Origin of the sequence: Polaribacter sp. HaHaR_3_91 (assembly GCF_019278525.1) — a bacterium.
Taxonomy (GTDB): domain Bacteria; phylum Bacteroidota; class Bacteroidia; order Flavobacteriales; family Flavobacteriaceae; genus Polaribacter.
This window is the reverse complement of record NZ_CP058986.1, coordinates 2,209,768-2,234,733: the sequence shown is the minus strand read 5'-3', so window position 1 is coordinate 2,234,733 and position 24,966 is coordinate 2,209,768. Positions and strand designations below refer to the sequence as shown.

Below are 24,966 nucleotides of genomic sequence, written 5' to 3'. Positions count from 1 at the left end.
CTTCGGTAGGACTTTTTTGTAACTGGATTCTAATAGAAAGTAGTAAATTACTTCAGTTTTCAAGGTTTATTTCAATCCTTAAGTCTATTAATAGAGATTATCTACGTAGTAAAAAGGTGCTTAAAGTTGATAAAAATTATCTTTATCAATGATAAAAAAGAAGAAGTTAATGGCGTTTAATAAAACGGAAGAAGACAAAAAAATGGTTGTCTAAAAGAAAGTTTTACATCAATCTGAAGCTAGTTCAGTATAACATGATTTAAAACTTTTTAGACAACCACTTGTACTTAAATAGTAATACTTTTATTTACTAGAACCACTAAATTTATAAGTAACTCCAAAGTTTAATCCGAAAGAAGAATAAGGTACTTTTTGAGATAATTTTTTAGAACCATCAGTATTGTTATGAGGTAATTCATCTACATAAGTTGTATTTTTATAAATACCTTGTGGTATTAAAGGTAAATCATCTAAAGTAAGAACTGCAACTATATTATCATCAGGTGTGTGTATATTTGAATTAAATTCTGTTATCTCAGAATCTTTTCTTTTCAAACTAATTCCGTAATATTCTGCTTCAACAAAAAGAGAAAAATGTTCATCTAAATCAAATGAATATCCCAATGCACCTACAAATCCTAAAGGAAATTGTCCGTGATAATCTTCTACAAAATTGGTTTCTGAATAAGAACCACTTGGTAATCCTTGCGCTGCAGCTACTGGGTCTGAAAAAACCTCTTTTCTATAAGCAACAGCTTCAGTTTTACCACCAACTTTTATCAAAGCACCAATACGTCCGTAAAAGTTCTCTGTAAAATTATATACCATAGAAGCAGAGGCTCCAAATGCACGAGCTCTTGCAACTGCATCTACATCTATATTTTCATCATAGTTTCCATTATTATCAACATTTCCCTTTGATATTGTTTGGTCTGCACCGTGTAAATATCCTAAACCTATTTCTAATCCAAATTTTTCATTTAAAAAGTAGGTACCTCTTATCTGAACATTTGAACCTTCTCCGTAACTACCATAATAATTTTCGGTACTAGTTTCTGTTGTAGTTGCTCCTAATTTCATTCCTGCACTACTCATTGCGTATCCTGTGCTTGCAGATACTTGAAATTGTGCGAAAGAAGCTGTACTAACTAAAATTGCTGCTACTGCTGTAATTAATTGTTTCATAATATATAATTTTTGAATTATTTATAAAAAGATAAAAATTTTAGGGTTTCTAATATCTCACATAAATGCAACTAATTTACAAAAACTTAGAGATCATTATTGTACACCTTAAATTAAAATCGAAGGCAAATATACTTTTTTTTTGATAAGGTTGATGAACCTAACTAAAGGTAAAAAAATCCATCGAATTATTTCGTTTTAAAGTAAAAATATTACTTCTTAATTCTTAGGTGTATTCGTTAAAAAGCTGATAATATGGGTGTTTAATTCCCGTTTTGGTGTGTAAATGAAAATCTAAAGTATTTAATTCTGAAATAATAGTTTAAATCTACTGTTACACTAGTCTAAAATCAATTTCCCTAATTTATTGTTTCCAGATAACCAAGCCGTATTTTTATCTACAAACTGAATTGCATAATACGCTTCTTTACTGACTTCTACCCAACTAAGACCTCCATTATTAGAGAACGAAATTCCTGTTTTACCAACAGCAAAAACCTCTTTTCCGTTGGTTTTAGGCACATACTGTACACTGCTTTTGTAGTTAGGGTTTTGTCCATTTGCAACTAAAGTCCAAGTGAGTCCGCCATCATTTGTTATGGCTTTATTTGCTTTGTTTTCTAGAGGTTTTGAGTAGTCACCACCAATTGCAATTCCGTTATTTTTATCATTAAAATCAATAGAATAAATACCTTGTGGTCCATTTCCTTGTACGATTGGTGTATCATAAACTTGCCAAGTATTTCCATAGTCATCAGACTTTAAAATACGAGCTTTTTTTCCTCCGGATGCAATCCAAACCGTGCTTCCAATCGTTTTTATATTGGTGTTACTTGCCGCAAAAAATGCTTCACCTTCTTCAAATTCAGGTAAATTAGCACACGGAATTTTAGACCATGTATCTCCACCATCCGAAGTCAAAAGGATAGATGCGCAATTTTCTGTAGGATCTCCAACTGCAATTCCATGTTGGTTATCATCAAAAAACTGTAAAGCATCGTAAAAAACTTTCTCGTGGTTTTCTGTATATTTTAAAGTTGCTTTTCCATCTGAAAGATGATATAATAAAGCAGGATTACTAATACTTAAGGCAAAAACAGCTTTGTTATTAGAAGCAATACTTCTAAAGTTCGGTCGAATAGAATCTTGATATTTTACTTCTAAAACCCTTGGTGTCAACTTAGAATCTTCGCTATCTGAAAAGAAACCAATATCTCCATTAGAACCTGCATATATAACTTCATGCTTATTGATAACCTGAATTGCACGAATGCTAACGCTGTCTATTTTAAACTCTTTTACGGTAATAGCATTGATTTCTCTAGGTTGATAATTGACTGCACAAGACGCCAAACCTAGGAAACCAAAAATAAATATGAATATTCTCTTCATTTTTGATACTTTTATAGCACTAAAATATAACAAATCATTTTTAGATAATGAAAAAAGCATTGGTAATTTCAGGAGGAGGAAGTAAAGGGGCATTTGCAGGCGGAGTTGCACAATACTTAATGAAAAAAGAAAAAAAAGATTACGATATATATATTGGTACTTCTACGGGAAGTTTAATGGTTTCTCACTTAGCTCTTGGAAAATTAGATGAACTAAAAAAATTATACACGAATGTAAATCAAAAAACTATTTTCAGTAATAATCCTTTTAAAATTAAAAAAGTAGCTGGAGAAAAAGTGGTTACTATTCGGCATTTAAATACCTTTTGGAACTTTTTAAACGGAAGAAAAACTTTTGGAGAGAGTAAAAACTTACGGACTTTAATTAAGAAAAAAATTACCAAAGAAATATATAATGAGATTAGAGAAAACAATAAAGAGGTTGTTGTAACAGTTTCTAATTTAACAGCCAATCAAATTGAATATAAATCTATTAACGATTGCACCTATGACGATTTTTGTGATTGGATTTGGGGATCTTGCAACTATGTGCCTTTTATGAGTTTGTTAGAAAAAAATAATTGTCAGTATGCAGACGGTGGTTTTGGGTCTTTAGTGCCTATCAGAGAAGCTATTTTACGTGGTGCCACAGAAATTGATGCTATTATCTTAGAAACAGAAGTTACTCAGTTTAATAAGTTGCCCGCTACAAATCCGTTTTCTTTATTGTTTGATGTGTTCGATTTTATGTTGGCACACGTAGAAAGACACAATATTACCATAGGTAAATTAGCTGCTACTAATAAAAATATTAAACTAAATTTGTATTACACTCCAACGGTTTTAACTACCAATTCTTTAGTTTTTGATGAAACTTTAATGCGTAAATGGTGGAAATCTGGTTATAAATATGCAAAGTCTAAGAGAGAAGAATTAATGAGTGAATTTAGACCCGATGTTTTAACAGATCAAGAAATAGAAGAAGGTTTAGACGATTTAGAGGACTTAAATTTGTAAGTTAATTAGTTTTTTTTGCCTTCAGATATAACGGTTACGATATTTCATCAATAATCGACTTATATTAATCATTCGCTAGCGAGAGCGTCTCGCTCATGAAACAACAAATAAGGTACAACAAACGATTTACCAACGTTTGTTTGAATCATTTATAGTGATTGTGTTTTTTCTAAAATAGTATGTTTATATTGTGTGAGCACGAGCGGGACGCTCGCGCCAGCGGATGGACTTAAATTTGTAAGTTAATTAGTTTTTTTTGCCTTCAGATATAACGGTTATGATATTTCATTGATTATCGCACTTATATTAATCATTCGCTAGCGAGAGCATCCCGCTCGTGAAACAACAAATAAGACACAACAAACGATTTACACAAAGCTTGTTTGAGTCATTTATAGTGATTGTGTTTTTTCTAAAATAGTATGTTTATATTGTGTGAGCACGAGCGTCCCGCTCGCGCCAGCGGATGGTACTTAAATTTGTAAGTTAATTAGTTTATTTTTTTAGGCCTTCAGATATAACGGTTATGACACTTCATCAATAATCGCACTTATATTAATCATTCGCTAACGCAAGCGTCCCGCTCGTGAAACAACAAATAAAACACAACAAACGATTTATACAAAGCTTGTTTGAGTCATTTATAGTGATTGTATTTTTTCTAAAATAGTATGTTTATATTGTGTGGGCTCGAGCGGGACGTTCGCGCAAGCGGATAAGGTTAGTTCGATTTTCAAAAATTAAACTTAACGATTGAGCGTGTATTTCTTTCGCTAGCGCGAGCGTCTCGCTCGTGAAACAACAAATAAAACACAACAAACGATTTATACAACGTTTGTTTGAATCATTTATAGTGATTGTGTTTTTTCTAAAATAGTATGTTTATATTGTGTGAGCACGAGCGGGACGCTCGCGTCAGCGGATGGTACTTAAATTTGTAAGTTAATTAGTTTTTTTTGCCTTCAGATATAACGGTTACGATATTTCATCAATAATCGACTTATATTAATCATTCGCTAGCGAGAGCGTCTCGCTCATGAAACAACAAATAAAGTACAACAAACGATTTACCAACGTTTGTTTGAATCATTTATAGTGATTGTGTTTTTTTTAAAATAGTATGTTTATATTGTGTGAGCACGCGCGGGACACTCGCGCCAGCGGATAAGGTTAGTTCTATTTTCAAAAATAAAACTTAACGATTGAGCGTGTATTTCTTTCGCTAGCGCGAGCGTCTCGCTCGTGAAACAACAAATAAGACACAACAAACGATTTTCCAACGCTTGTTTGAATCATTTATAGTGATTGTGTTTTTTCTAAAATAGTATGTTTATATTGTGTAAGCACGAGCGGGACACTCGCGCCAGCGAATAAGGTTAGTTCGATTTTCAAAAATAAAACTTAACGATTGAGCGTATATTTCTTTAGCTAACGCAAGCGTCCCGCTCGTGAAACAACAAATAAAGTACAACAAACGATTTACCAACGTTTGTTTGAATCATTTATAGTGATTGTGTTTTTTCTAAAATAGTATGTTTATATTGTGTGGGCGTGGGCACGAGCGGGACGCTAACGCCAGCAGATAAACATAATAAACTTTATATATGAGTAGAAAATATAAATTTGGAGAAAAATCAGGAGCTTATTTTATCAGTTTTGCTACGGTAAATTGGATAGATGTATTTACAAGAGATGCTTATTTTTGGTGTATTATAGAATCTTTAGATTATTGCAGAAAGCATAAGGGAATGGAAATTTACGGATATTGTATAATGCCAAGTCACATACATTTAATTTTTCGTTCCGCATTAAATGATCCCTCTGGATTAATTAGAGATTTTAAAGGTTTTACTTCAAAAAAAATGTTGAAAGAGATTGAAGAGAATCCGCAAGAAAGCAGAAAAGAATGGATGCTTTGGATGTTTGAACGTGCTGGAAAAAAGAATAGTAATGTTACCAATAAACAATTTTGGCAACAACACAATCAACCAATTGAAATTTGGTCTTTAAAGGTATTTGAGCAAAAACTAAAATATATTCATAATAATCCTTTAGAAACCGGATTTGTAACTGATCCAATCGATTGGAAATATAGCAGCGCTAGAAATTATGGCAATGACGATTCTACTATCCTAGAAATTGATTTGAATTAGATTATTGTGATGGCAAGAGGCACGAGCGAGACGCTCTCGCTAGCTTGAATACATGTTATTATTGATTGAAATTGTTTGTAGAATTACTTGTTGCAGCAATTAGTTTTCTACAAGTCAAATAATATTTATTTTAAACTAGAAACTCATAATTACTGTCCGTTAACGCGAGCGTTCCGCTCGTGACACAATAATAAGAAGTCAACAAGCAATTTATAAAAAGCAAACATCAGATATTTTAATGATTAGCTTTTTAATAAAATAACACGTTATGTGTATAGACACGAGCGAGACGCTCGCGCTAACTTAAATGCATGTTATTATTGATTAAAACTATTTATAGAATCTACTAATTGGCTACACTCTGTTTTTCAATATCAATTATACTCATTTTAAGCTAGAGGCTAATATCATTATCTGCTGCTAGCGCGAGCGTCCCGCTCGTGACACTATACCAAAAAAGTCAAAAAGAAAATTAGAAAAAGCTGATATATACTGTTTTAAATTAATATTTTTTGAATAAATGAATAAATATTACGTAGAAATACGAGTGAGACGCTCGTGACACAATAATAAAAAGTCAACAAGCAATTTACAAAAAGCTGATATATGCTGTTTTAAATTATTATTTTTTGAATAAATAAATATTATGTAGAAGCACGAGCGGGACGCTCGCGCCAGCTGATTTTTTTATAAGTTTCAATTCTAATTATTTAAAATCTACATACATTTCGTTTGCAAAAGGTCTTTGTAATTTAGAATTGGTAATTTTATTTTTATTGAAAGTAGTTATCGTTTTTCCTGTAGATCTAGCTCCAGTAGTTATATATTGAATAGTTCTCGCTAATAAAGGTTCTGTTTTACTTCCTAATTCACCTAAATTTATAACACCAGTATCTAGACCAAAATCTTCTTCCAATTGAACTTCTGCTGTATATCCATTAGGATTATTTTCTTCATTAGCATTTTTTATTTCTAAAACAATAGGTTGCATTGCGTAGGTGTGATTGGTGTTTAAGTCTGCACCATTTCTTCCATAACCTTCAGAATCATATAAGGTAATAGATCCTACTTGCTTACCCACAGTTTGTGTACCCACTAATTTTACATCAATATAAGCACTTAAAGCATTTATAACCAATTCAGATGCAGATGCGGTATCTTCGGAAACAATAAAATAGACAGTAGAAAGGTTTAAACTATTGATAGATTCGTTTGTATCTGTAATTTTATCGGTAAAATAATTTATAAAATTACTAGCATCATTATTTTCCATTACTTTTTCATTCCAAACTTGTTTAGAAAAAACAGTTGTATTAGACTCTGTAGTAATCATACTACCTAAATACGTTGCTGTTTGCACAGATCCACCACCATTGTAGCGTAAATCTACGATTAAATCTGTAAGTCCACTTGCCTTAAAAGTCCCAAAAGCAGCGTTTAATTCACTATCATAAGAACTTGCAAATTGGTTGTATAATAAATATCCAATTTTTTTAGTTCCTTCAGTAAAAGTTTCTACAATTGCTACTGGGTTTTCTTGTAATTGAATTTTACTTAAAGCAATAGAAGTACCGTTTAAAATTGGGTTTCCACCATTAAAATCGGCTAAATTAATGGTGTAATCTGTATTTGTACCAAATAATAAATCTTGATAATTATTTGCTGTAATTTGAGTTCCATCAACACTACTAAAAACCATACCTCTTAAAACTCCTTGTGTTTTTGCATCAGAACCAGGTACTACATATCTAACAACGCCATAAACATTGGTAGTACTTCCGTTTTCTAAATATAATTGAAAGTCCATTCCGTTGCTTACAGTAATTCCCTGAAAAGCATTTTCTAAAGCAACATAATCATCAACAATCCAAGAAAAACGATCATAACCCTTTTCATTTGCTGGATAACCATTCTCTGCTGTATATAATAAATTATCAAATAAATTTTCTGGAGATGAAAAACCTTCTAAATAACTATTTAATTGATTCTGATTGCTAAAACGTAAGTCAGACAAATCAGGAACATCACTTTGCCATAAATAGTAAGCATTTAGACCTCCCCAAACAAAATTTTCAACTTCTAAATCAGTGGGAATGCCATCTTCACTTTTATCACAGTTAAAAAAGAGTAGAGAAACAATGAAAACAAATATTATTTTAGGGAATAATTTAAACTTCATAAATTTATGTTTATAGAATACAACGCAATATAAAAAGAAATAGTATTATTTTTAAATATGTTGTAACAAAATATATTGTGCATCGTCTTAATTATGTAAACCCGATATTATAGATCAGTTTACATCAAAAATCAACCAAACCAAATGAACCAGTCAGACTTTTTAAAAGTTGTTTTACCCTTTAAGGATAAAGTCTTCCGTTTAGCAAAAAGACTTTTAGTTTCTACAGAAGAAGCTGAAGATGCTACACAAGAGCTGATCTTTAAATTATGGAAAAGCAAAGAAAAGATTGCTGATTATAAAAATGTTGAAGCGTTTGCTATGACCATGACAAAAAACTATTGTTATGATCGTTTAAAAAGTAAACAAGCAAGTAATTTAACATTAATACACAGTAATTATAAAGAAAAAGATACGTCTTTAGATAAGCAAGTAGAACATCGAGACAGTGTAAACCAAGTGCACCAATTGATAGCAGCATTGCCAGAGCAACAAAAAATTATTATTCAATTAAGAGATATTGAACAATATGATTTTGATGAAATCTGCAAAATGGTAGATATGAAACCTACTGCAGTACGAGTAGCATTGTCTAGAGCAAGAAAAACAATAAGAGAACAATTAATTAAAAAACATAACTATGGAGTTAGCTAACATAGAAAAATTAGTAGAAAAATACGAAAACGCAGAAACGTCTTTGCAAGAAGAAACAACCCTAAGAAACTATTTCACAGGAGGGAATGTTGCACCACATTTGCAAGAATACGAATACATGTTTAATTATTTTGCTGCTAGCAAGGATGAAACGTACACAAAAACCATTGAGTTAGAACCTAAGAAATCTAAAAAGAGAAACTTAAAATGGTTATCTGTTGCAGCGTCTGTAGTCTTATTATTTAGTGTATTTATTGGTCAGCAAGAATACAAAAGATACCAAGCTAAAAAACAATTCGAGCAAATAAGTAAAGGGTTAATGCTTTTATCATCTAACCTTCAAAAAGGAGAGCAAGCGGTGGCAACCTTATATACTTATGAAGATACCGTAAAAAAAATATTAAAATAAAAAACCAAGTAACAATAGTAAAACCAAGTAAACACAGAAATTATGAAAAAAATAGCAATATTAATAGCGTTAGTCGTTGCCCCAATGGTAACAAGCGCACAGTCATTTTTTGACACTTTAGAAGATATGAACGGAGTAGACATGGTAGTAGTTACCAAAGATGCTTTTGAATTAATTTCTAAGTTTAAAAATGTTAAAGTAGATGATAACGAAGGCATGAAAGTCTTTCAAATGATTCAAGATTTAAAAGAATTTAAAATGTTTTCTACAAAAGATACAGACATCGCAAATAAAATGGAGGCAATGGCAAATGCTGCAATTAAGAAGCAGAATTTAACACAGTTAATGCGTATTAAAGACGATAATTCTCGTGTAAAAATTTATGTCCAATCTACACCAAATAAAGATTATGTGAGTGAAGTTTTAATGTTTATTAAAGGTGTTGATAAACAAACAAGTGGACAGGCAGACGCGATTGTTGTTTCTTTAACAGGAAACATAGATATTAATAAAATGTCTGAATTAGCAGACACTTTTTCTAAAAATTAAATCATTAAAATAATATCTTCTAGAGTGCAGTTGAGAACTTTATCAGTTCTAAAACGATAGAGGTAATTTTCAACTGAGCTCAAAAAGACAATATATCAACAAAAACTTAAAATAAATCATGAAAAATATAACCAAAATACTTTCACTTTTATTACTTGTTTTGATGATTACTTCATGTAAAAATGAAAAATCATTACAAGGATATTTAGTCGAAAGTCAAGAAAAATCAGGTTTTATAACTGTAGATATTCCTACAAGCTTTTTGCAGTTAAAATCGGAAGTTGTTTCAGACGAAGTAAAACAAACGTTAAAAAGTATACGAAAAGTTAACGTAGTAGCTTTGCCAATTAAAGGAAATGAAGCAGCGTATGAAGTTGAGAAAATTAAATTAAAAAGTATTTTTAAAGATAATGAAGATTATAAATCTTTAATGTCTCTAAAAGCACAGGGAATGAACGTAAGTATTTACTATACTGGGGATACAGAATCTATCGATGAAGTAATTGCTTTTGGTTACGGTAATGAAATAGGAGTAGGAGTTGCCCGTTTATTAGGCGACAATATGAATCCTGCTAAAATTATAGAAATGATGAACAACGTTAAATTTGATGGAGACAACGTAAACCTAGAGCAATTTAGTGCCATTTTTAAAGGTAAATAAATCTTCTTATAATAAGTTTAAAGCTGTAATTTCATTAGAAATTACAGCTTTTTTTTTGACTCCGAATTAATTACTTCTATTTTAAAGGATAAGAAATATTCTAAAAAATGAATGAGATCTATAATTGTCCTTTCTATGAAAATTAAAATGTAAACATAAATAAAACCAATTTACACTTAACTTTATGTCGTTATTCTCTTCATTTAAAATAACAAAATTGCAAGTTTTTTTCCTTTTGACTCCTTTTTTTACATCACAGATATAAAACATAGCAGACAGCAACTGTAACTATCAACTATTTAACGGCTAATTAACGAATTGCACTAGTAATATTTATTACTTTTGAAACTTTACGAAAATATAATTTATGATGATTAAAAAAGTGCTGTTTATTGTTTTAATTTTAGTGAGTACGATCAGTTTTGCTCAAAACTATACTACTTATAAACCAGAAAGAGATAAAATTAACGATCTAGTTCATACAAAATTAAAGGTTGATTTTAACTTCAATGAAAAACAGCTAAATGGAGAAGCTTGGGTTACTGCCAAACCTCACTTTTATGCAACTAATAAAATTACATTAGATGCAAAAGCGATGGTTATTCATCAAGTTTCTTTAGATAACAAGAAATTAGACTATAATTATGATGATGCAAGCATTGTTATAGACCTACCAAAAGAATATAAAAAAGACGAAGAGTTTACACTTTATATAAAATATACTGCACGTCCAGAAAAAGTACAACAAAAAGGAAGTGCTGCAATAACCGATGCAAAAGGATTATATTTTATAAATGCTGATGGTTCTGACAAAAACAAGCCAACACAAATCTGGACGCAAGGTGAAACAGAAGCAAGCAGCTGTTGGTTTCCTACCATAGACAGTCCGAATCAGAAAACTACACAAGAAATTTATATTACGGTTCCAGATAAGTTTGTAACACTTTCTAACGGAAAATTAGAAAGTTCAATTAAAAACGGAACAAACAGAACCGATTATTGGAAAATGGATCAAAAACATGCGCCTTACTTATTTTTTATGGGAGTAGGAGAGTATGAGGTTATTAAAGATTCGTATAAAAATATTCCTGTAGATTACTATGTAGAAAAAGAATATGCTCCGTATGCAAAAGATATTTTTGGTTTAACTCCGGAAATGATTGGTTTCTTTTCGGACATCTTAGGAGTAGAGTATCCTTGGAATAAATATAGCCAAATTGTAGGAAGAGATTATGTTTCTGGTGCAATGGAAAACACAACAGCAGTAATTCATGGAGAACAAGCCTACCAAACACCAGGTCAATTAATTGATGAAAACACACAAGAAAACACCATTGCACACGAGCTTTTTCATCATTGGTTTGGAGATTTGGTTACTTCAGAAAGTTGGTCTAATTTAACGTTAAACGAGTCTTTTGCAAATTACAGTGAATACCTTTGGAGAGAGCATAAGTACGGAAAATTAGATGCAGACATGCATTTATTTGAAGATAGTCAGGCGTATTTAGACGGACAAAATACAGATAAACATTTGGTTCGTTTTAACTATGTGGATAAAGAAGATATGTTCGATTTAGTGAGCTATAATAAAGGTGGTGCTATTTTACATATGTTGCGAAACTATTTAGGTGATGAAGCTTTTTTCTTAGGATTAAAAACATTTTTAACTGAAAATAAATACCAAGCAGCAGAAGTTCATCAATTAAGATTGGTTTTTGAAAAAATAACAGGGAAAGACTTAAACTGGTTTTTTAACCAATGGTATTTTGGAGCAGGACATCCAAGAATAGAGGTTTCTTATGACTATAATACCATTCAGAAAAAAGTAACTGTAAACCTTTTACAATTAAATGTAAATGAGTTTAAATTTCCTTTAGCCATTGATATTTTCGAAAACGGAAAAAAAACAAGACATAACGTTTTTGTAAATGGAAATGACGCTTCTTTTACGTTTCCTTATACAAAACAACCAACGTTAATTCAGATAAATGCTGATGGAGTTTTGCTATCTGAAATAACAGAGAACAAGGTTTTAAGTGATTATATCTTTCAGTTAAAAAATGCAGAGAACTATCAACATAGAAGAGAAGCTTTATTAGAAGTCGCTAAGAAACAGGAAGAAAAAGATGCATTTAATGCAGTTGAGGGAGCAATGAGTGATGCTTCTTACAAAATTAGAATACTTGCTTTACAGAAAATCGACTTAATAAATAAGTTTTCTAAAAAAGATGCCATTCATAAAATAATGCAAATGGCAAATAATGATGAGAAAACATTAGTACAAGCAACCGCTATTGAAACTTTGGGTAAATTAACAGATCCAGAATTAAAAGGTATTTTCGAGAAAGGCTTACAAAGTAAATCGTATTCTGTAATAGGAAAATCTTTGGTTGCCATGTATTATATAGACAAACCAACAGCAGTTGCTAAGTCTAGAGAATTACCAGATGAAATTAGAAAAATATTAGCGACGCCTTTAACACGTATTTACATTGAAGAAAAAGACGAAAACGAATTGCCTTTTATAGCAAAAAGCGTGTTATCTGGTATGTTTTTAACAGGAGACGATGCTACAAAAAACTTGTATCAAAAAGCATTTAAACAAATCTCTGAAAGTAATAATTCTGAGGCAATTCAGAATTTAGTAGATGATATGGTGGTTAAAGGAAATCAATATAAGTCCTTTAATTTTGATAAAGTGGTTATCAATTTAATGAGAACCATGATAAGTGATCAAAAGGCAAAAGACACAGATAATAAAGTTAGAAATACAGAAATTATAAAAGAAGGAATGGCAAAGTTATTATAACGATTCCTTTTCAACACAGTCTCTTAAAAACAAAAAATCTAAGCTTAATAAGCTTAGATTTTTTTGTTTTATCAACTTTACAAAGTGGATATTAAAAGTGTTTTTCATTTATTTGAAATCTTAGGAAGCGTAAAGTAAAAAGTAGTTCCTTTAGCAACTTCACTTTTTACCCAAATTTCTCCTTTGTAAAAATGAATTACTTTCTTAACAATAGAAAGCCCAATTCCTGATTTAGTTTCACTCTCATCTATACTTTGAAATAGCTCAAATATTTTTTTGAAGTATTTTTCTTCAATTCCTTTTCCGTTATCTTTTACATAGAACTCCCAAAAATCAGGCATTTCTTTTACACCAACTTCAATTTTACCTGTTTCATTCGTGATACTTTTTATAGCATTCTGAATTAAATTCTGAAACACCTGAAGAACTCGATGTTTATTTCCATTAATAATAGGAAGGTTTTGATCTATCTTAATTTCAATAGATTTTGGCACAAGAATTAATTTTACAATTTCGTTCACCAAATCATGCGTATTAATCTCGTATTCAGACATTTTATCATCGTCTATACTCGAGTAACTTAAGATTCCCGTAATTAGAGATTCCATTTTTTCTAGGTTCTCTAAAATTAATTGAGCATACATGTTGCTTTCTTCTGTTAATGTATTTTCAGGTTCTTCTTGAATCCAATTTAGTAAGGTATAAATGCTTCTTAAAGGCGATTTTAAATCATGTGAAACAATATGTGCATAGTTGTTTAACTCGGTATTTTTGTGTTCTAAATTTGTTAAAAGCTCTTCTCTTGCTTTGTTGGCATTTAAAATATCTTCCGATTGCTTTTCTATGTATTTTACTAAATTAACAGATTCATTCACTTCAGAAATATTCTCTGTAGAATCAATTTTTAAAACTGTTGCAATATAGTTTAGACTGTGAATTATTTTTTTAAGGTTTTTAGTTTCTTTTTGTGCTTCTTTACGTTCTGTAATATCACTAACAGCACCTATTACATTTATAATTTCGTTTTCGTCATTAAGTAATAGAGAAACGTTTAAATCACCCCAAATAACCTCTTTATCTTTACGTACATATCGTTTTTCTATGTTGTAAGAGTCTATCTCTCTATTTATTAATTTATTAAATTGAATCAAATCGGTTTCTAAATCATCAGGGTATGTAAAATCAGAAAAAGTCATTTGTTTCAGTTCTTTATCTGAATATCCTAAAACATCTATTAATTTTTTGTTTGTAAATACAGGTTTTCCTTCTAAATCGATTAGTGTAATTCCAATACCTGCATTATTAAAGATCGAATAATACTTTTTCTCCGTCAGGTTTAATTCATCTAATTTGATTCTTAAAGTTTCTTGAAGTTTATTTTTTAAATTTTCTAATTCATCATTTTTACCTTGTAACGAATTATTTTGAACATGCAATTTATGATTGTAATATTGAATTCCTAATAACACAAAAAGTATTAAAACGATTATAATAATAAAAGAAGACCATTTGTAGAAAACATAAATAAACTGAGAGGCTTGTACTTTTTTTAAATCTATTTTATGAATAAGTAAAAATGATGTTTTGGCTTTATAATTACTATTTTTGGTACTATTGCTATCTATTTTTAAATTTTTATAAAGATAGAGCACATCTTTAGATGCATAATTTCCAACAGGATTTTTCTGAATTTCACTCCAAAATTCTTGGTCTGTATTGTATAACGCCAAACTATCAGAACTAGACGTAATGTGCTTAAAGTTCTTGTGTGTGTCTTCTGAAACTAAGTTGAATCCCTCTGCGGTTCTTAGTTCAAAACTAGTATATTCTAGATTACTCTGAGTAGATAATTTATGAAACAGATTGTCCATAAAATAATTGATAATCAATACACCATTCCAATTTCCATCTGTGGTATATACTTTTTTAGCGACTCTAAGTACTGGATTGTATGGGATTTCAATTTTACCATATTCCATATTCAAATCAATATCAGAAAAATAGATATCATCTTTTTCTAATTTCTGAGCATTTTTAAAATAGTATCGATCACTTTTATTTTGAAGCTTCTTATAATCTGTAACTTTTGCTGCATTGATACTATCAAAATCTACACGAACAATTTCATTACCCAATGTATCTATAAAACGAACTTGATCATAAGTAGTTTGTAAATTAGCTAAATGAAGAAAAAGGTCTTCTAATTTGTCTTTATTTGGTTCTAAATCTAACGCAAAATCTTTTTTATACTCCCAATCAATAATATCAATGTCTTTTGCTAGATATTTATACATATCATTAATTAAAATTCCTTTAGAATTCAAATCATTAGCAGCTCCATTTTTAATAATCTCCAATTGATTTTCAGTAATAATTGTATAATAATTATCGATAACTAGATACGTTATTACAGATAATGGAATGAAAAATAGGAGTAGCTTTTTAATTTGTATAAATTTCATTCTTACTATTTTAAGGAAACAAAAACTGTTTTAGTCTTTTTAAATTTCGTTTTTAAATTTTAAAAAATAGGGTATTTATTATTTGAAAAACCTAATATCTTTTAATTTTTAAATTTATAGTAAAACTTTTATACTGTAAAATATTTTGTAGAGTTTGTTTTACTGAAAACAGAAAAGGGATTTAACAGAAAACATCCAACATTATCTAAAATGTTGGATGCCTATTTTGTACTATAACTGTGTTGTATCTGTTTTTATTTTTTCATTACAAATTGATTTGTAATGTTTTCAATATCGTTTTCCGTAACTTTTTTGGCAGATTTCTTTATTTTTTCAATAAATACTGTTACTTCTGCTGCACTTCCTGGAGCACCTAAATTATTACCATTCACATCATAAGAATTGGTAATTACCTTTAAGTCTGCATCTAAAATAACCCAAAAAGGCAAACCTGCTGTATCGCCATTGTATTGCTTTAATAATTGATCTGAACCTGGGTTTTCTAAATGTTTTTTATCTTTAGATTCTTTAACCACAACAGGCACCATTACATAATTATCATTAAAGAACTTTTTTGTGGTTTCTGCTTTCATGTCTTTGGTCATTTTATGACACCAACCACACCAAGAAGATTCAAACTTTATAAAGATAGCTTTTCCTTCTTTTTTAGCGATTTCTTGTGCATTTTTTAATAGAACATCTGTACTTTCTTGTGCTGATGTTTGTAAATTAATAGCTAATAAAGCGGTGATAAAAAGGGTAATAATTTTAATTTTCATGGATTGTTTTTAAAGTGATATTCAAATATAAATAATTTAAGACAGCTTTTTTAAAGCTTCAATAATTTCTTCTGGTTCAGAACGTGTTCTGTAATCTACATTTACATAGTTCCAAGTAACAACGCCATCTTTTCCTAAAATAAAAGTAGCAGGAATAGGCAATATACTTCCATCTCCGTTATTTACTTTATCTAAATCTAAACCTCGGTCTGCACGCATGTGTTCTGCTAAAAATTCTGGCACTTTCCAAGCAACACCATATGTTGTAGCTACTTTTGCATCTTGGTCGGATAATACCGTAAAATCCATTTCGCTAATTTCACTTTTGGTTAAGGAACCGTCTGGTACTTGCGGACTAATAGCAACCAAGCTTGCGCCAAGTTTATGAATTTCGGGTAATCTAGCTTGTAATGCTCTTAATTGTAAGTTGCAATACGGACACCAATCTCCACGATAAAATGTAATTACAACGGGGCCATTTTTTAATATTATATCTAAGGATATCATTTTTCCTTCAGCGTTTGGCAACTCAAAATTGGGTGCTTTTTCTCCGATTTTAAGTGCATTTTTTCCTTCTTCAAAAGCTTTTGCTTTCTCAATAACGTCATCAACACCTTTCATAAAGTCTGGTTTTGCATTTCGTCCTGCTGCTATTTTAGCATCTGTTTGTTCTCTTAAAGTTTTCATTTTTATATTATTCGTTTAAATCTGTAAATGTTAAGCTTGTTCTGTCTAGCACTTCAACTTTAGAAATGGCTTCCATAAATGTAGTGTAATTTACAAGTACAGAACTCTTTTTAGGAAGCGATTTTAAAGGTTCTTTTAACGCAAATAACGCAATGTTATAGGTGTGTTTTCCTGGGCCTCGAGAACAAGGCGAAGTGTAAGAAATTGCGGTTCCGTCTTTATTTGCTCCCATTGCCCAATTGGGGTTGTTGGCCATTTTGTAAGGAATAGAAGTTACCGATGGATCAATGTTCCATAAAAGTAAGTACGAGTTTACTTCATCAATATTATTTTTTTTAGGATAATGATACATTACAACCGCTAATGATTTTGTGCCTTCTGGTACATTAGTCCAAGATAAAGGGATGGAATTTTCTACATCTTTTACTTTTTCTTCGCATTTGTAAGCGGCTAACAACTCGCCATTTACAACAGCTTTACTGTTTACTATAAAGTCTGCGTTAATGGTTTTAAAATCGTCGTAGTTTTTAAAAGTGGAAGTCTGTTTTTGACAAGATTGCAACGAAATAATGGCTATTGCCATGATGAATAGGATACTTTTTTTTGATGCCATTTTAAGATATCTTAATAATGTGATGTAATCCGTGAGGTGCTATAAAATCGTTTCACTAATGAAGCGCAAGCATTAACGAATTTAAGGTTTTTCAGTTAAAAAACCACAAGGATCAATAGTCTTAAGGAAGTTTTAACAAAGAAAATATCTAGCAGCGTATAAAATGGTATCGATACTATAAATCTATTTATTGCTATTCAAAAATAACACGTCTTTCTGTTGGTTTTTTATACAGATTCTTAGAAATTTCTGTACTGTTTTCTGTAGCGCAATAGTTTTTATGAGTTGGGTCTAGCGTATATTCTAGTTGATAGGCTATCATTTTTTCAAAAGGAATTAAAAAGTCTTTCGTATCGCATTTTTCTAATTCGGCTTTCTTTAATAAATTTAAGACCGTATATACCGACTCAATAGTACTTAAACAAAGAGGATCTGGCTGCTGTTTTATAATAAATTTTGATATTATCTTGTTGTCAAAACTTACTCTTTTTAAGGCTTGCAAGTTGGTGCTCAGTTTCAACATTTTTCGGGCGCAAGGCCATGTGCCATCTAGAATAAAAATGTTTGCATTATTTCCTATAACCGTTTGTATTTCTGTATTTTTTCTTGTCGATAAATTAAAACTGTCCTTGCCAGGATATAATAAAAATGAGGTACTATTTTCTTCTGTAAGTATCTCATTGATACGTTTATGATTCGTAAAATCGACACCAACGATGATTTCTGAATTTTCAAGTTGAAGATGCGTCATAAATCCCGTTCCTTTTTTTTCTTTTTTGTACTCCTTTGGGTGCATCAAAATAATAAAACGCGTCTTGTTCTGCAAAGAACTAATGTATTTGCAAATACACGTGCTTAGAGATCGCATGCATTTGTAACATTTTATTCTTGGTTCTTTTATGGTTAGTGGCAAGGTTTGAGTATTTTCTAATAGAGTTAAACATCTAACACTGATAAAGATATAAGGTGTTTACTATTTAGTTGAATAATTTCTTAGCTTCAATATTATTTTGGGCCTTTTTTTTAGCCTGTTCAATTGAAGATAAAGAAATTCCGTTTATAAATAAATTAACTTGATTTTTGTCTAGGTAAAATGTTTCTAATTTGTATTCTATAAATTGATTTGAATTAGAAGTTACTAGATTTGAAGAGATGATAAATTGATGCCTTGTTTTTGATTGTGAGAAAAATTTAAAATTCATTTTTGTACCTGTACTGTGATACCAGTCATTAACATAATACCAAGATACTTTACAATTTAATTCTGAGTTTGGAAATTCTTTCTCTAATTCAACTTTATTTTTAATAGCTATAGCTTCCCAATCGTTAAATTTTTCAAGTGTTAACCTAAACTGGTTTAGTTGTTCCTCTTTCAATATTATCCAACCTTTTTTCATGAAATCAGAAGAAAAAAAATAATAAATTTTATCTTCTGTGTCGTATTTAATAGAAAACTCAGTTTTTACCATTGCGCTTAATATCTCATTGAAATGATATGCCTCTCCTTTGTAAATAGTAATTTGTTCTGCGAACATTTGTGAGATTTGAAATAAAACTATAATAAATAATATTTTTGTTTTTTTCATTGTTATATAATTTACTTTTTTTTATTAGAATTTAAAGTAATTAAGGCTTTTTTATGTAGTTTTTATTATTCTTTTTATTTGTTCAAATAATGGAATGAATTCAATAAAATAACTTGGTTCTAATGACTCAAGTTTCAATGCAAATTTTCTTTTATCTTTTTTGAATAAAAAGAGACTACCACCTCCAATTACAGATACTTTTTCAAAATAAGTTTCCTTAAAATTAGGAGCATTTAAAAATAAAGATTCGATTGTTAAATTTGATTTATCTTCAAAAGTTTCATTCTTATTTTTGATTACTAAATCTTTAATAGGTTCTTGTTCTGATGCAGGTAGTAATATTAAAAAAGCATTTGCTCCATTTGTTCTAATTAAGCATTTTCTAGGATTGTTTTCTTCTAATATTGGAAATTTTTTCTTTCTATTCCAATTACTATATCCAGCAGAATCAAAATCAAATAGTGCTATTAATTTTTTTTCAGGAAACTGTATAAATAATCCATCAGGTTTTTGGTCTCCTTGATTAAATAAGGATCCTAAAAAACTTGCAGAAAAAGAGTCTTGAATCAAAAAAGGTATTTCTTCATTAGGATAAAGTTTTTTCCAAGCAAGTTCAATAATGATTTTATCAGTTATTCCTTCAGTGAAAAGTATATGCTTATTAGTTCTTTTCAAATTATAACTAATTCCAAAATTTCCATCTTCAAAAGTTAGAGAAGCTAAACCATTACTTAATGTTTGAACTGCTATATTTCTCTTTTCTTTTACAGGATACCCTAAGTTTCTATCCATTCTGTAAATTGCTTTTTCTGGGGAAAGAGCAATGGTGGAAGGTGAGTGAGTAGTTAATATAACTTTTACATTTTGTTCTTCTACTAATATTTTCTTTATAACTGAAAGGAATAGTTGAGTTAATGAAGGGTGTAAATGAGAATCAGGTTCATCAAATAAAATAACTTCAGGAAATTTACCATTACTTGAAGCGTGATATAAAACAAAAATTAACGACATTATTGTTTTCTCTCCTGAAGATAAACTACGAAAAGTTGCATTGTCTATTCCTGTTTCATTGTCAATTAATTTTACAGGCTGTGGTAATTCTTCATTATTTGAAGGACTATATTGGGCTTTATATTTAAAATTTGCTTTTAGTAAGATTTGATTAAAAACTTCCCAAGGAGGTGTGACACCATTTGTTAAGTTTTGATAATATTTTTGTTTTAAATGAAATTGATGAAACAATAAATCTAAAGCTGAAGAAAAAAGATGTGTTGGAGCATTAAAAAAAATTAAAAAATCTATATAATAAAGTTCATCTATTGACTTGTTTGCTTTAGAACTAATTTTTTTTAATTGTTGAAGTTGTTGTGTATTTGCTTTTTTTAAGTTAGTAGTTGAAAACCTTTTAGTGTCAGTTGTTAAGTTTCTTACAAATTGGATGATTGCATTATTTAATGCTTGTAATTCTAATTGTTCGTTCTCAAATTCTTTGTCTTTTATGAAACTGTACGACCTAGCTATCGGCATTAATACGTTCCATTGCTCACGAATTTGTTGTATTAATGGTTTTTGATGTGAAACAGCATTTTCATTATCCATTAAACCAGGAGAAGAGTAAATAATATGGTTAAATTCTTTTCCATTATTATCAGTAATTGGAAAAGTCATTTGAATATTTTCTTCAGGGTTTTGATTTTGTATATTGTAAAATCTATCTTGGTAAAACATTTGATCTCTTAGACTTTCCAAAAGTTGTGTTTTTCCTGAACCATTTTCTCCAGTTAAAACTGTAAAATCTGGAAGAATTAAATCAAATTTTTCTTTTAATATTTTTTGGTTGTCTAATATGTTTAAAATCATTTTTTAATTTTCATAAGTGCAGTTAACAAATTTAACTTTTTCCCTTCAAAAAAATCAAAAGTTAAAAAACAGGTTATAACAACTTATCAACCAAAAAATCCATTCCAAATCTCCCATCAAGAAAAACCAATAAAACTTTTCTGCCCTTTTCCTAAATGAGGTAGTATCTTTGCACTTTATTTTATTTATGTCTGTAAACACACTTCTAGTAACTCCACCATTTACACAGTTAAATACTGCGTATCCTGCAACCGCCTACATTAAAGGATTTTTAGATTCTAAAGAGGTGCCAACAACGCAAATAGATTTAAGTATCGAGTTGTTTACGGCAGTGTTTACCAAAGAATTTATAGATGCTATTTTTAAACAAGCAGAAATGCTAGGTGGTAAAGAATTGCCTTTGGTTTGGCAACAAAAGGAAGAATACATTAATAAAGTAGATTCTGTAATGAACTATTTGCGTGTGCAAGAAGTTACGGCAGCGTATCAAATTGTGCATAAAGATTATTTGCCACACGGACACCGACGCATAAAATTAGACAAAGATTTAAGTACCGAATTCGGAAAATTAGGAATCTTAGATAAAGCCAAACACATTGCCACGTTGTTTGTAGAAGAATTAGGCGATTTTATCAACGCCAATGTAGATGAGTTTTTCTCGTTTACCCGTTATGCCGAACAAATTGGTAGAGCAGCTTCTAGTTTCGATGAGTTAGACGACTGTTTACAGTTTGAAACGACGCTGATAGAAGACGAAATGTTGTATTTGTTAGACCAAGAATTACAAGAAAACAAGTACGATTTAATCTGTTTTACAGTTCCTTTTCCTGGTAATTTGTTTTCTACGTTGCGATGCGGGCAGTTTATCAAACAGAATTATCCGAACATTAAAATAGGAATGGGTGGCGGTTATTGCAACACCGAATTAAGACGTTTGTCGGATCCTAGAATTTTCGATTTTGTAGATTTTATCACTTTAGATGATGGCGAAGGTCCGTTGTTAAGAATCACAGAATTTTTAGACGGAAAAATAGGCGAGGAGCAGCTAGAAAGAACCTATATCTGTAGAAATAACGAAGTTGTGTATGCAAATAAATTGCCCAACACGATATTTCATCATAAGAATTTACCAGCGCCAAGTTATATTGGTTTGCCAACGGAAAAATATTTGTCTTTTTTAGATGTAATGAATCCGATGCACAGAATGTGGTCTGACGGAAAGTGGAATAAACTTACCATTTCTCACGGTTGTTACTGGAAAAAATGTTCTTTTTGTGATGTAAATCTAGATTATATAAGCAATTACCAAAACACCACAGCCGATGATTTGGTGGATAAAATTGAACAAATAATATCAGAAACCGGAATTACAGGTTTCCATTTTGTAGACGAAGCTGCACCACCAAAAATGTTAAGAGCCTTGGCAAACAAGTTGCTAGAACGCAAAGTGTACATTACTTGGTGGACCAATATCCGTTTCGAGAAAACGTTTAATGCAGAATTGTGCGCATTATTATCTAAATCTGGTTGTATTGCGGTTACTGGCGGATTAGAAGTTGCCTCTGATAGATTGTTAGAGAAAATGAAAAAAGGAGTTGACATCGGACAAGTTGCAAGGGTAACCAAAGCCTTTTCTGATGAAAACATTATGGTACATGCCTATTTAATGTTTGGTTTTCCTACAGAAACAGCGCAAGAAACCATCGATTCTTTAGAAGTGGTACGTCAGTTATTTTACAACAATTGCATTCAGTCTGCTTTTTGGCATCAATTTGCGTGTACAAGCCACAGTCCGGTTGGTAAAAAACCAGACGAATTTGAGATTAATATTATTGGTCCAGAATTTAAAGGATTTGCAGAAAACGATTTATATCACGAAGATCCAACAGGAGCAGAGCATCATTTATATAGCGAGGGTTTAAATTCAGCTTTAAACAACTACTTAAATCACAAAGGATTTGAAATTCCGCTGCACAAATATTTCGATTTTAAGGTTCCTAGAATAACTCTAGAAAGTAATTTGATTGAAAAATGCTTGAAAGAGTAGTTTTTTCAACGTCATTGCGAGGAACGAAGCAACCTCTTAATGTATCACTCAAAACAAACAAATTACTTCGTCCTGTCGTCCTCGTAATGACAGTCCGTTTGTCATTGCGAGGTTACGAAGCAATCCCATAATATGCTACTCAAAATAAACAGATTACTTTGTCCTATTGTCCTCGTAATGACAGTCCGTTTGTCATTGCGAGGTTACGAAGCAATCCCATAATATGCTACTCAAAATAAACAGAGTACTTAGTCCTATTGTCCTCGTAATGACAGTCCATTTGTCATTGCGAGGAACGAAGCAATCCGATAATGTGTAACTCAAAACAAACAGAGTACTTAGTCCTATCGTCCTCGTAATGACAGTCCATTTGTCATTGCGAGGAACGGAAGAAATCTCATAATTTGTAACTCAAAACAAACAGAGTACTTAGTCCTATCGTCCTCGTAATGACAGTCCATTTGTCATTGCGAGGTTACGAAGCAATCTCATAATATGTAACTCAAAACAAACAGATTACTTCGTCCTATCTATCTCCTCGTAATGACAGTCCATTTGTCATTGCGAGGAACGAAGCAATCTCTTAATGTGTAACTCAAAATAAACAGATTACTTCGTCAGAACTTCCTCGTAATGACAAAATTATTTATTTTAGAGGGAAAAAGCATGAAAAAATACCATATTTACTTTTTAACCAATAAAAATAATACTGTTCTATATATTGGAGTCACTAGTAATTTATTAAAAAGAATTTATCAGCATAAAACGAAAGAGTACAAAGGTTTTACAGCAAAATACAATTGTGATAAATTAGTGTATTTTGAAGAATATGATGATATAAATTCTGCTATAGCAAGAGAGAAACAATTAAAAGCTGGAAATAGAAAACGTAAAAATGATATGGTAAATTTAGAAAATCCTAATTGGAATGATTTGTCTGATGGTTGGTTATTTCAGTTTTAATTATCATTGAGAAGAAGAGAGCAATTTCATAATTTGTAACTCGGAATAAACAGATTACTTCGTCCTATCGTCCTCGTAATGACAGTAGATTTGTCATTGCCATATAACGCGAAGTAATCTCATAATGTTTCACTCAAAACAAACAGATTACTTTGTCCTATCGTCCTCGTAATGACAGTCCATTTGTCATTGCGAGGTTACGAAGCAATCTCATAATTTGTAACTCAGAATAAACAGATTACTTCGTCCTATTGTCCTCGTAATGACAGTAGAATCGTCATTGCGAGGAACGAAGCAATCTCTTTGGCCAAATAGGTATTACTTCATTCGTACCTCATTCGTAATGACAAAACTGTTCGCTTTACTTTGCATACGCTCCAGAAGAATAGGTTAACTCGTAACTATGTGTGTACACTTCAAAAACAATCCCGAAAGGATCTTCTACATAACACATTTTAAATGGCTTGTCTTTTGGATAATACTCTCTAATTGGCATTCTTTGTTTTCCTCCGTAAGCAACAATTTTTTCAATCAATTCTTCTATATTAGGATCTTGAATGCAAAAATGAAAAAGACCTGTATTAAAAGGACTAAATTCTGGTGCTTCTTTAATTCCGTTCGGAAAACAAAACAACTCAACACCAATACCATCTGAAGTAGATAAATGTGCAATTTCAAATTCGGTCCAATCTTCACCAAAAACATCAATACACATTTTACCAATGGCAGTTTCTGTTTCTTTTTTAACTGTAGAAGGTTCCATAATAATATACCAACCCATTACTTCTGAATAAAATTTTACAGCTTCTTTAATGTTAGGAACGGTAAGACCAATATGTGAGAATGATTTTGGGTAATTTTTATTTTCAGTCATAATTTCTAATTTAGACTTCAAAATTAATCTATATTTGCCTTATAGGCAATAACTTACCTAAAAGTAGCATAGTTACCTAAACGAGTAA

General features: G+C 30.7%; 20 protein-coding genes. 9 read left to right on the top strand and 11 right to left on the bottom strand.

What is annotated here, in order from left to right:
- Positions 1 to 303 precede the first annotated feature (303 nt).
- Positions 304 to 1,185 carry an outer membrane beta-barrel protein gene (locus H0I27_RS09335; RefSeq protein ID WP_218730448.1) on the bottom strand — a complete coding sequence of 294 codons (882 nt, stop codon included), beginning with the start codon at positions 1,183 to 1,185 and terminating at the stop codon, positions 304 to 306.
- Between the two features lie 339 nt (positions 1,186 to 1,524).
- Positions 1,525 to 2,577 carry an oxidoreductase gene (locus tag H0I27_RS09330; RefSeq protein ID WP_218730447.1) on the bottom strand — a complete coding sequence of 351 codons (1,053 nt, stop codon included), beginning with the start codon at positions 2,575 to 2,577 and terminating at the stop codon, positions 1,525 to 1,527.
- A 47-nt stretch (positions 2,578 to 2,624) separates the two neighbouring features.
- Between H0I27_RS09330 and H0I27_RS09325 the strand changes: the two genes are divergently transcribed.
- On the top strand, positions 2,625 to 3,593 hold the full coding sequence (locus tag H0I27_RS09325) for a patatin family protein (protein ID WP_218730446.1): 969 nt from the start codon (positions 2,625 to 2,627) through the stop codon (positions 3,591 to 3,593).
- 1,604 nt (positions 3,594 to 5,197) lie between these two features.
- Complete coding sequence (locus tag H0I27_RS09320) at positions 5,198 to 5,746, top strand: transposase (RefSeq protein WP_218730445.1); 549 nt, start codon at positions 5,198 to 5,200, stop codon at positions 5,744 to 5,746.
- A gap of 706 nt (positions 5,747 to 6,452) precedes the next feature.
- Here H0I27_RS09320 and H0I27_RS09315 read toward each other — a convergent pair.
- The gene (locus H0I27_RS09315) at positions 6,453 to 7,925 is read right to left on the bottom strand and encodes a S41 family peptidase (protein WP_218730444.1); all 1,473 of its coding nucleotides are present in this window, start codon (positions 7,923 to 7,925) and stop codon (positions 6,453 to 6,455) included.
- Between the two features lie 144 nt (positions 7,926 to 8,069).
- Here H0I27_RS09315 and H0I27_RS09310 point away from each other — a divergent pair, with 144 nt between their 5' ends.
- The 5 genes from H0I27_RS09310 (at position 8,070) to H0I27_RS09290 (ending at position 13,007) form a co-directional block, all read left to right on the top strand.
- A complete protein-coding gene (locus tag H0I27_RS09310; protein WP_218730443.1) occupies positions 8,070 to 8,579 on the top strand; it encodes an RNA polymerase sigma factor in 510 nt (169 codons plus the stop codon).
- Positions 8,566 to 8,988, top strand: coding sequence for a hypothetical protein (locus H0I27_RS09305; protein WP_218730442.1), 423 nt, complete (start codon positions 8,566 to 8,568; stop codon positions 8,986 to 8,988). Before H0I27_RS09310 ends, H0I27_RS09305 begins: the two co-directional genes overlap by 14 nt.
- A gap of 42 nt (positions 8,989 to 9,030) precedes the next feature.
- A complete protein-coding gene (locus tag H0I27_RS09300; RefSeq protein WP_218730441.1) occupies positions 9,031 to 9,537 on the top strand; it encodes a DUF4252 domain-containing protein in 507 nt (168 codons plus the stop codon).
- Positions 9,538 to 9,655: 118 nt separating this feature from the next.
- Complete coding sequence (locus H0I27_RS09295; protein WP_218730440.1) at positions 9,656 to 10,198, top strand: DUF4252 domain-containing protein; 543 nt, start codon at positions 9,656 to 9,658, stop codon at positions 10,196 to 10,198.
- A gap of 367 nt (positions 10,199 to 10,565) precedes the next feature.
- Positions 10,566 to 13,007 carry a M1 family metallopeptidase gene (locus tag H0I27_RS09290; protein WP_218730439.1) on the top strand — a complete coding sequence of 814 codons (2,442 nt, stop codon included), beginning with the start codon at positions 10,566 to 10,568 and terminating at the stop codon, positions 13,005 to 13,007.
- Between the two features lie 104 nt (positions 13,008 to 13,111).
- On the opposite strand, the gene H0I27_RS09285 is transcribed toward H0I27_RS09290, so the two are convergent.
- The 7 genes from H0I27_RS09285 to H0I27_RS09255 form a co-directional block, all read right to left on the bottom strand.
- Complete coding sequence (locus H0I27_RS09285) at positions 13,112 to 15,469, bottom strand: ATP-binding protein (RefSeq protein ID WP_218730438.1); 2,358 nt, start codon at positions 15,467 to 15,469, stop codon at positions 13,112 to 13,114.
- Between the two features lie 254 nt (positions 15,470 to 15,723).
- The gene (locus H0I27_RS09280; protein ID WP_218730437.1) at positions 15,724 to 16,248 is read right to left on the bottom strand and encodes a thioredoxin family protein; all 525 of its coding nucleotides are present in this window, start codon (positions 16,246 to 16,248) and stop codon (positions 15,724 to 15,726) included.
- Positions 16,249 to 16,284: 36 nt separating this feature from the next.
- Positions 16,285 to 16,935 carry a peroxiredoxin-like family protein gene (locus H0I27_RS09275; protein ID WP_218730436.1) on the bottom strand — a complete coding sequence of 217 codons (651 nt, stop codon included), beginning with the start codon at positions 16,933 to 16,935 and terminating at the stop codon, positions 16,285 to 16,287.
- A gap of 7 nt (positions 16,936 to 16,942) precedes the next feature.
- Complete coding sequence (locus H0I27_RS09270; protein WP_218730435.1) at positions 16,943 to 17,548, bottom strand: YbhB/YbcL family Raf kinase inhibitor-like protein; 606 nt, start codon at positions 17,546 to 17,548, stop codon at positions 16,943 to 16,945.
- Between the two features lie 193 nt (positions 17,549 to 17,741).
- A complete protein-coding gene (locus H0I27_RS09265; RefSeq protein WP_254713067.1) occupies positions 17,742 to 18,374 on the bottom strand; it encodes a tRNA-uridine aminocarboxypropyltransferase in 633 nt (210 codons plus the stop codon).
- A 151-nt stretch (positions 18,375 to 18,525) separates the two neighbouring features.
- Positions 18,526 to 19,134, bottom strand: coding sequence for a hypothetical protein (locus H0I27_RS09260; RefSeq protein ID WP_218730433.1), 609 nt, complete (start codon positions 19,132 to 19,134; stop codon positions 18,526 to 18,528).
- A gap of 51 nt (positions 19,135 to 19,185) precedes the next feature.
- Entirely contained in the window at positions 19,186 to 20,994 is a 1,809-nt protein-coding gene (locus H0I27_RS09255) for an ATP-binding protein (RefSeq protein ID WP_218730432.1), read from the bottom strand.
- A gap of 187 nt (positions 20,995 to 21,181) precedes the next feature.
- On the opposite strand from H0I27_RS09255, the gene H0I27_RS09250 reads away from it, so the two are divergent.
- Together H0I27_RS09250 and H0I27_RS09245 are read left to right on the top strand one after the other, a co-directional pair.
- Positions 21,182 to 23,041, top strand: coding sequence for a radical SAM protein (locus H0I27_RS09250; RefSeq protein WP_218730431.1), 1,860 nt, complete (start codon positions 21,182 to 21,184; stop codon positions 23,039 to 23,041).
- 633 nt (positions 23,042 to 23,674) lie between these two features.
- Positions 23,675 to 24,004, top strand: a complete 330-nt coding sequence (locus H0I27_RS09245) for a GIY-YIG nuclease family protein (protein ID WP_368384537.1) — start codon at positions 23,675 to 23,677, stop codon at positions 24,002 to 24,004.
- Between the two features lie 361 nt (positions 24,005 to 24,365).
- Here the strand turns inward: H0I27_RS09245 and H0I27_RS09240 are convergent, their stop codons facing one another.
- Entirely contained in the window at positions 24,366 to 24,878 is a 513-nt protein-coding gene (locus tag H0I27_RS09240; RefSeq protein WP_218730430.1) for a VOC family protein, read from the bottom strand.
- Positions 24,879 to 24,966 lie beyond the last annotated feature (88 nt).

Bases quoted from the DNA above. Each gene is read 5' to 3' on its own strand.
- H0I27_RS09335 (WP_218730448.1), bottom strand. From the start codon at position 1,185: ATGAAACAATTAATTACAGCAGTAGCAGCAATTTTAGTTAGTACAGCT.
- H0I27_RS09330 (WP_218730447.1), bottom strand. From the start codon at position 2,577: ATGAAGAGAATATTCATATTTATTTTTGGTTTCCTAGGTTTGGCGTCT.
- H0I27_RS09325 (WP_218730446.1), top strand. From the start codon at position 2,625: ATGAAAAAAGCATTGGTAATTTCAGGAGGAGGAAGTAAAGGGGCATTT.
- H0I27_RS09320 (WP_218730445.1), top strand. From the start codon at position 5,198: ATGAGTAGAAAATATAAATTTGGAGAAAAATCAGGAGCTTATTTTATC.
- H0I27_RS09315 (WP_218730444.1), bottom strand. From the start codon at position 7,925: ATGAAGTTTAAATTATTCCCTAAAATAATATTTGTTTTCATTGTTTCT.
- H0I27_RS09310 (WP_218730443.1), top strand. From the start codon at position 8,070: ATGAACCAGTCAGACTTTTTAAAAGTTGTTTTACCCTTTAAGGATAAA.
- H0I27_RS09305 (WP_218730442.1), top strand. From the start codon at position 8,566: ATGGAGTTAGCTAACATAGAAAAATTAGTAGAAAAATACGAAAACGCA.
- H0I27_RS09300 (WP_218730441.1), top strand. From the start codon at position 9,031: ATGAAAAAAATAGCAATATTAATAGCGTTAGTCGTTGCCCCAATGGTA.
- H0I27_RS09295 (WP_218730440.1), top strand. From the start codon at position 9,656: ATGAAAAATATAACCAAAATACTTTCACTTTTATTACTTGTTTTGATG.
- H0I27_RS09290 (WP_218730439.1), top strand. From the start codon at position 10,566: ATGATGATTAAAAAAGTGCTGTTTATTGTTTTAATTTTAGTGAGTACG.
- H0I27_RS09285 (WP_218730438.1), bottom strand. From the start codon at position 15,469: ATGAAATTTATACAAATTAAAAAGCTACTCCTATTTTTCATTCCATTA.
- H0I27_RS09280 (WP_218730437.1), bottom strand. From the start codon at position 16,248: ATGAAAATTAAAATTATTACCCTTTTTATCACCGCTTTATTAGCTATT.
- H0I27_RS09275 (WP_218730436.1), bottom strand. From the start codon at position 16,935: ATGAAAACTTTAAGAGAACAAACAGATGCTAAAATAGCAGCAGGACGA.
- H0I27_RS09270 (WP_218730435.1), bottom strand. From the start codon at position 17,548: ATGGCATCAAAAAAAAGTATCCTATTCATCATGGCAATAGCCATTATT.
- H0I27_RS09260 (WP_218730433.1), bottom strand. From the start codon at position 19,134: ATGAAAAAAACAAAAATATTATTTATTATAGTTTTATTTCAAATCTCA.
- H0I27_RS09255 (WP_218730432.1), bottom strand. From the start codon at position 20,994: ATGATTTTAAACATATTAGACAACCAAAAAATATTAAAAGAAAAATTT.
- H0I27_RS09250 (WP_218730431.1), top strand. From the start codon at position 21,182: ATGTCTGTAAACACACTTCTAGTAACTCCACCATTTACACAGTTAAAT.
- H0I27_RS09245 (WP_368384537.1), top strand. From the start codon at position 23,675: ATGACAAAATTATTTATTTTAGAGGGAAAAAGCATGAAAAAATACCAT.
- H0I27_RS09240 (WP_218730430.1), bottom strand. From the start codon at position 24,878: ATGACTGAAAATAAAAATTACCCAAAATCATTCTCACATATTGGTCTT.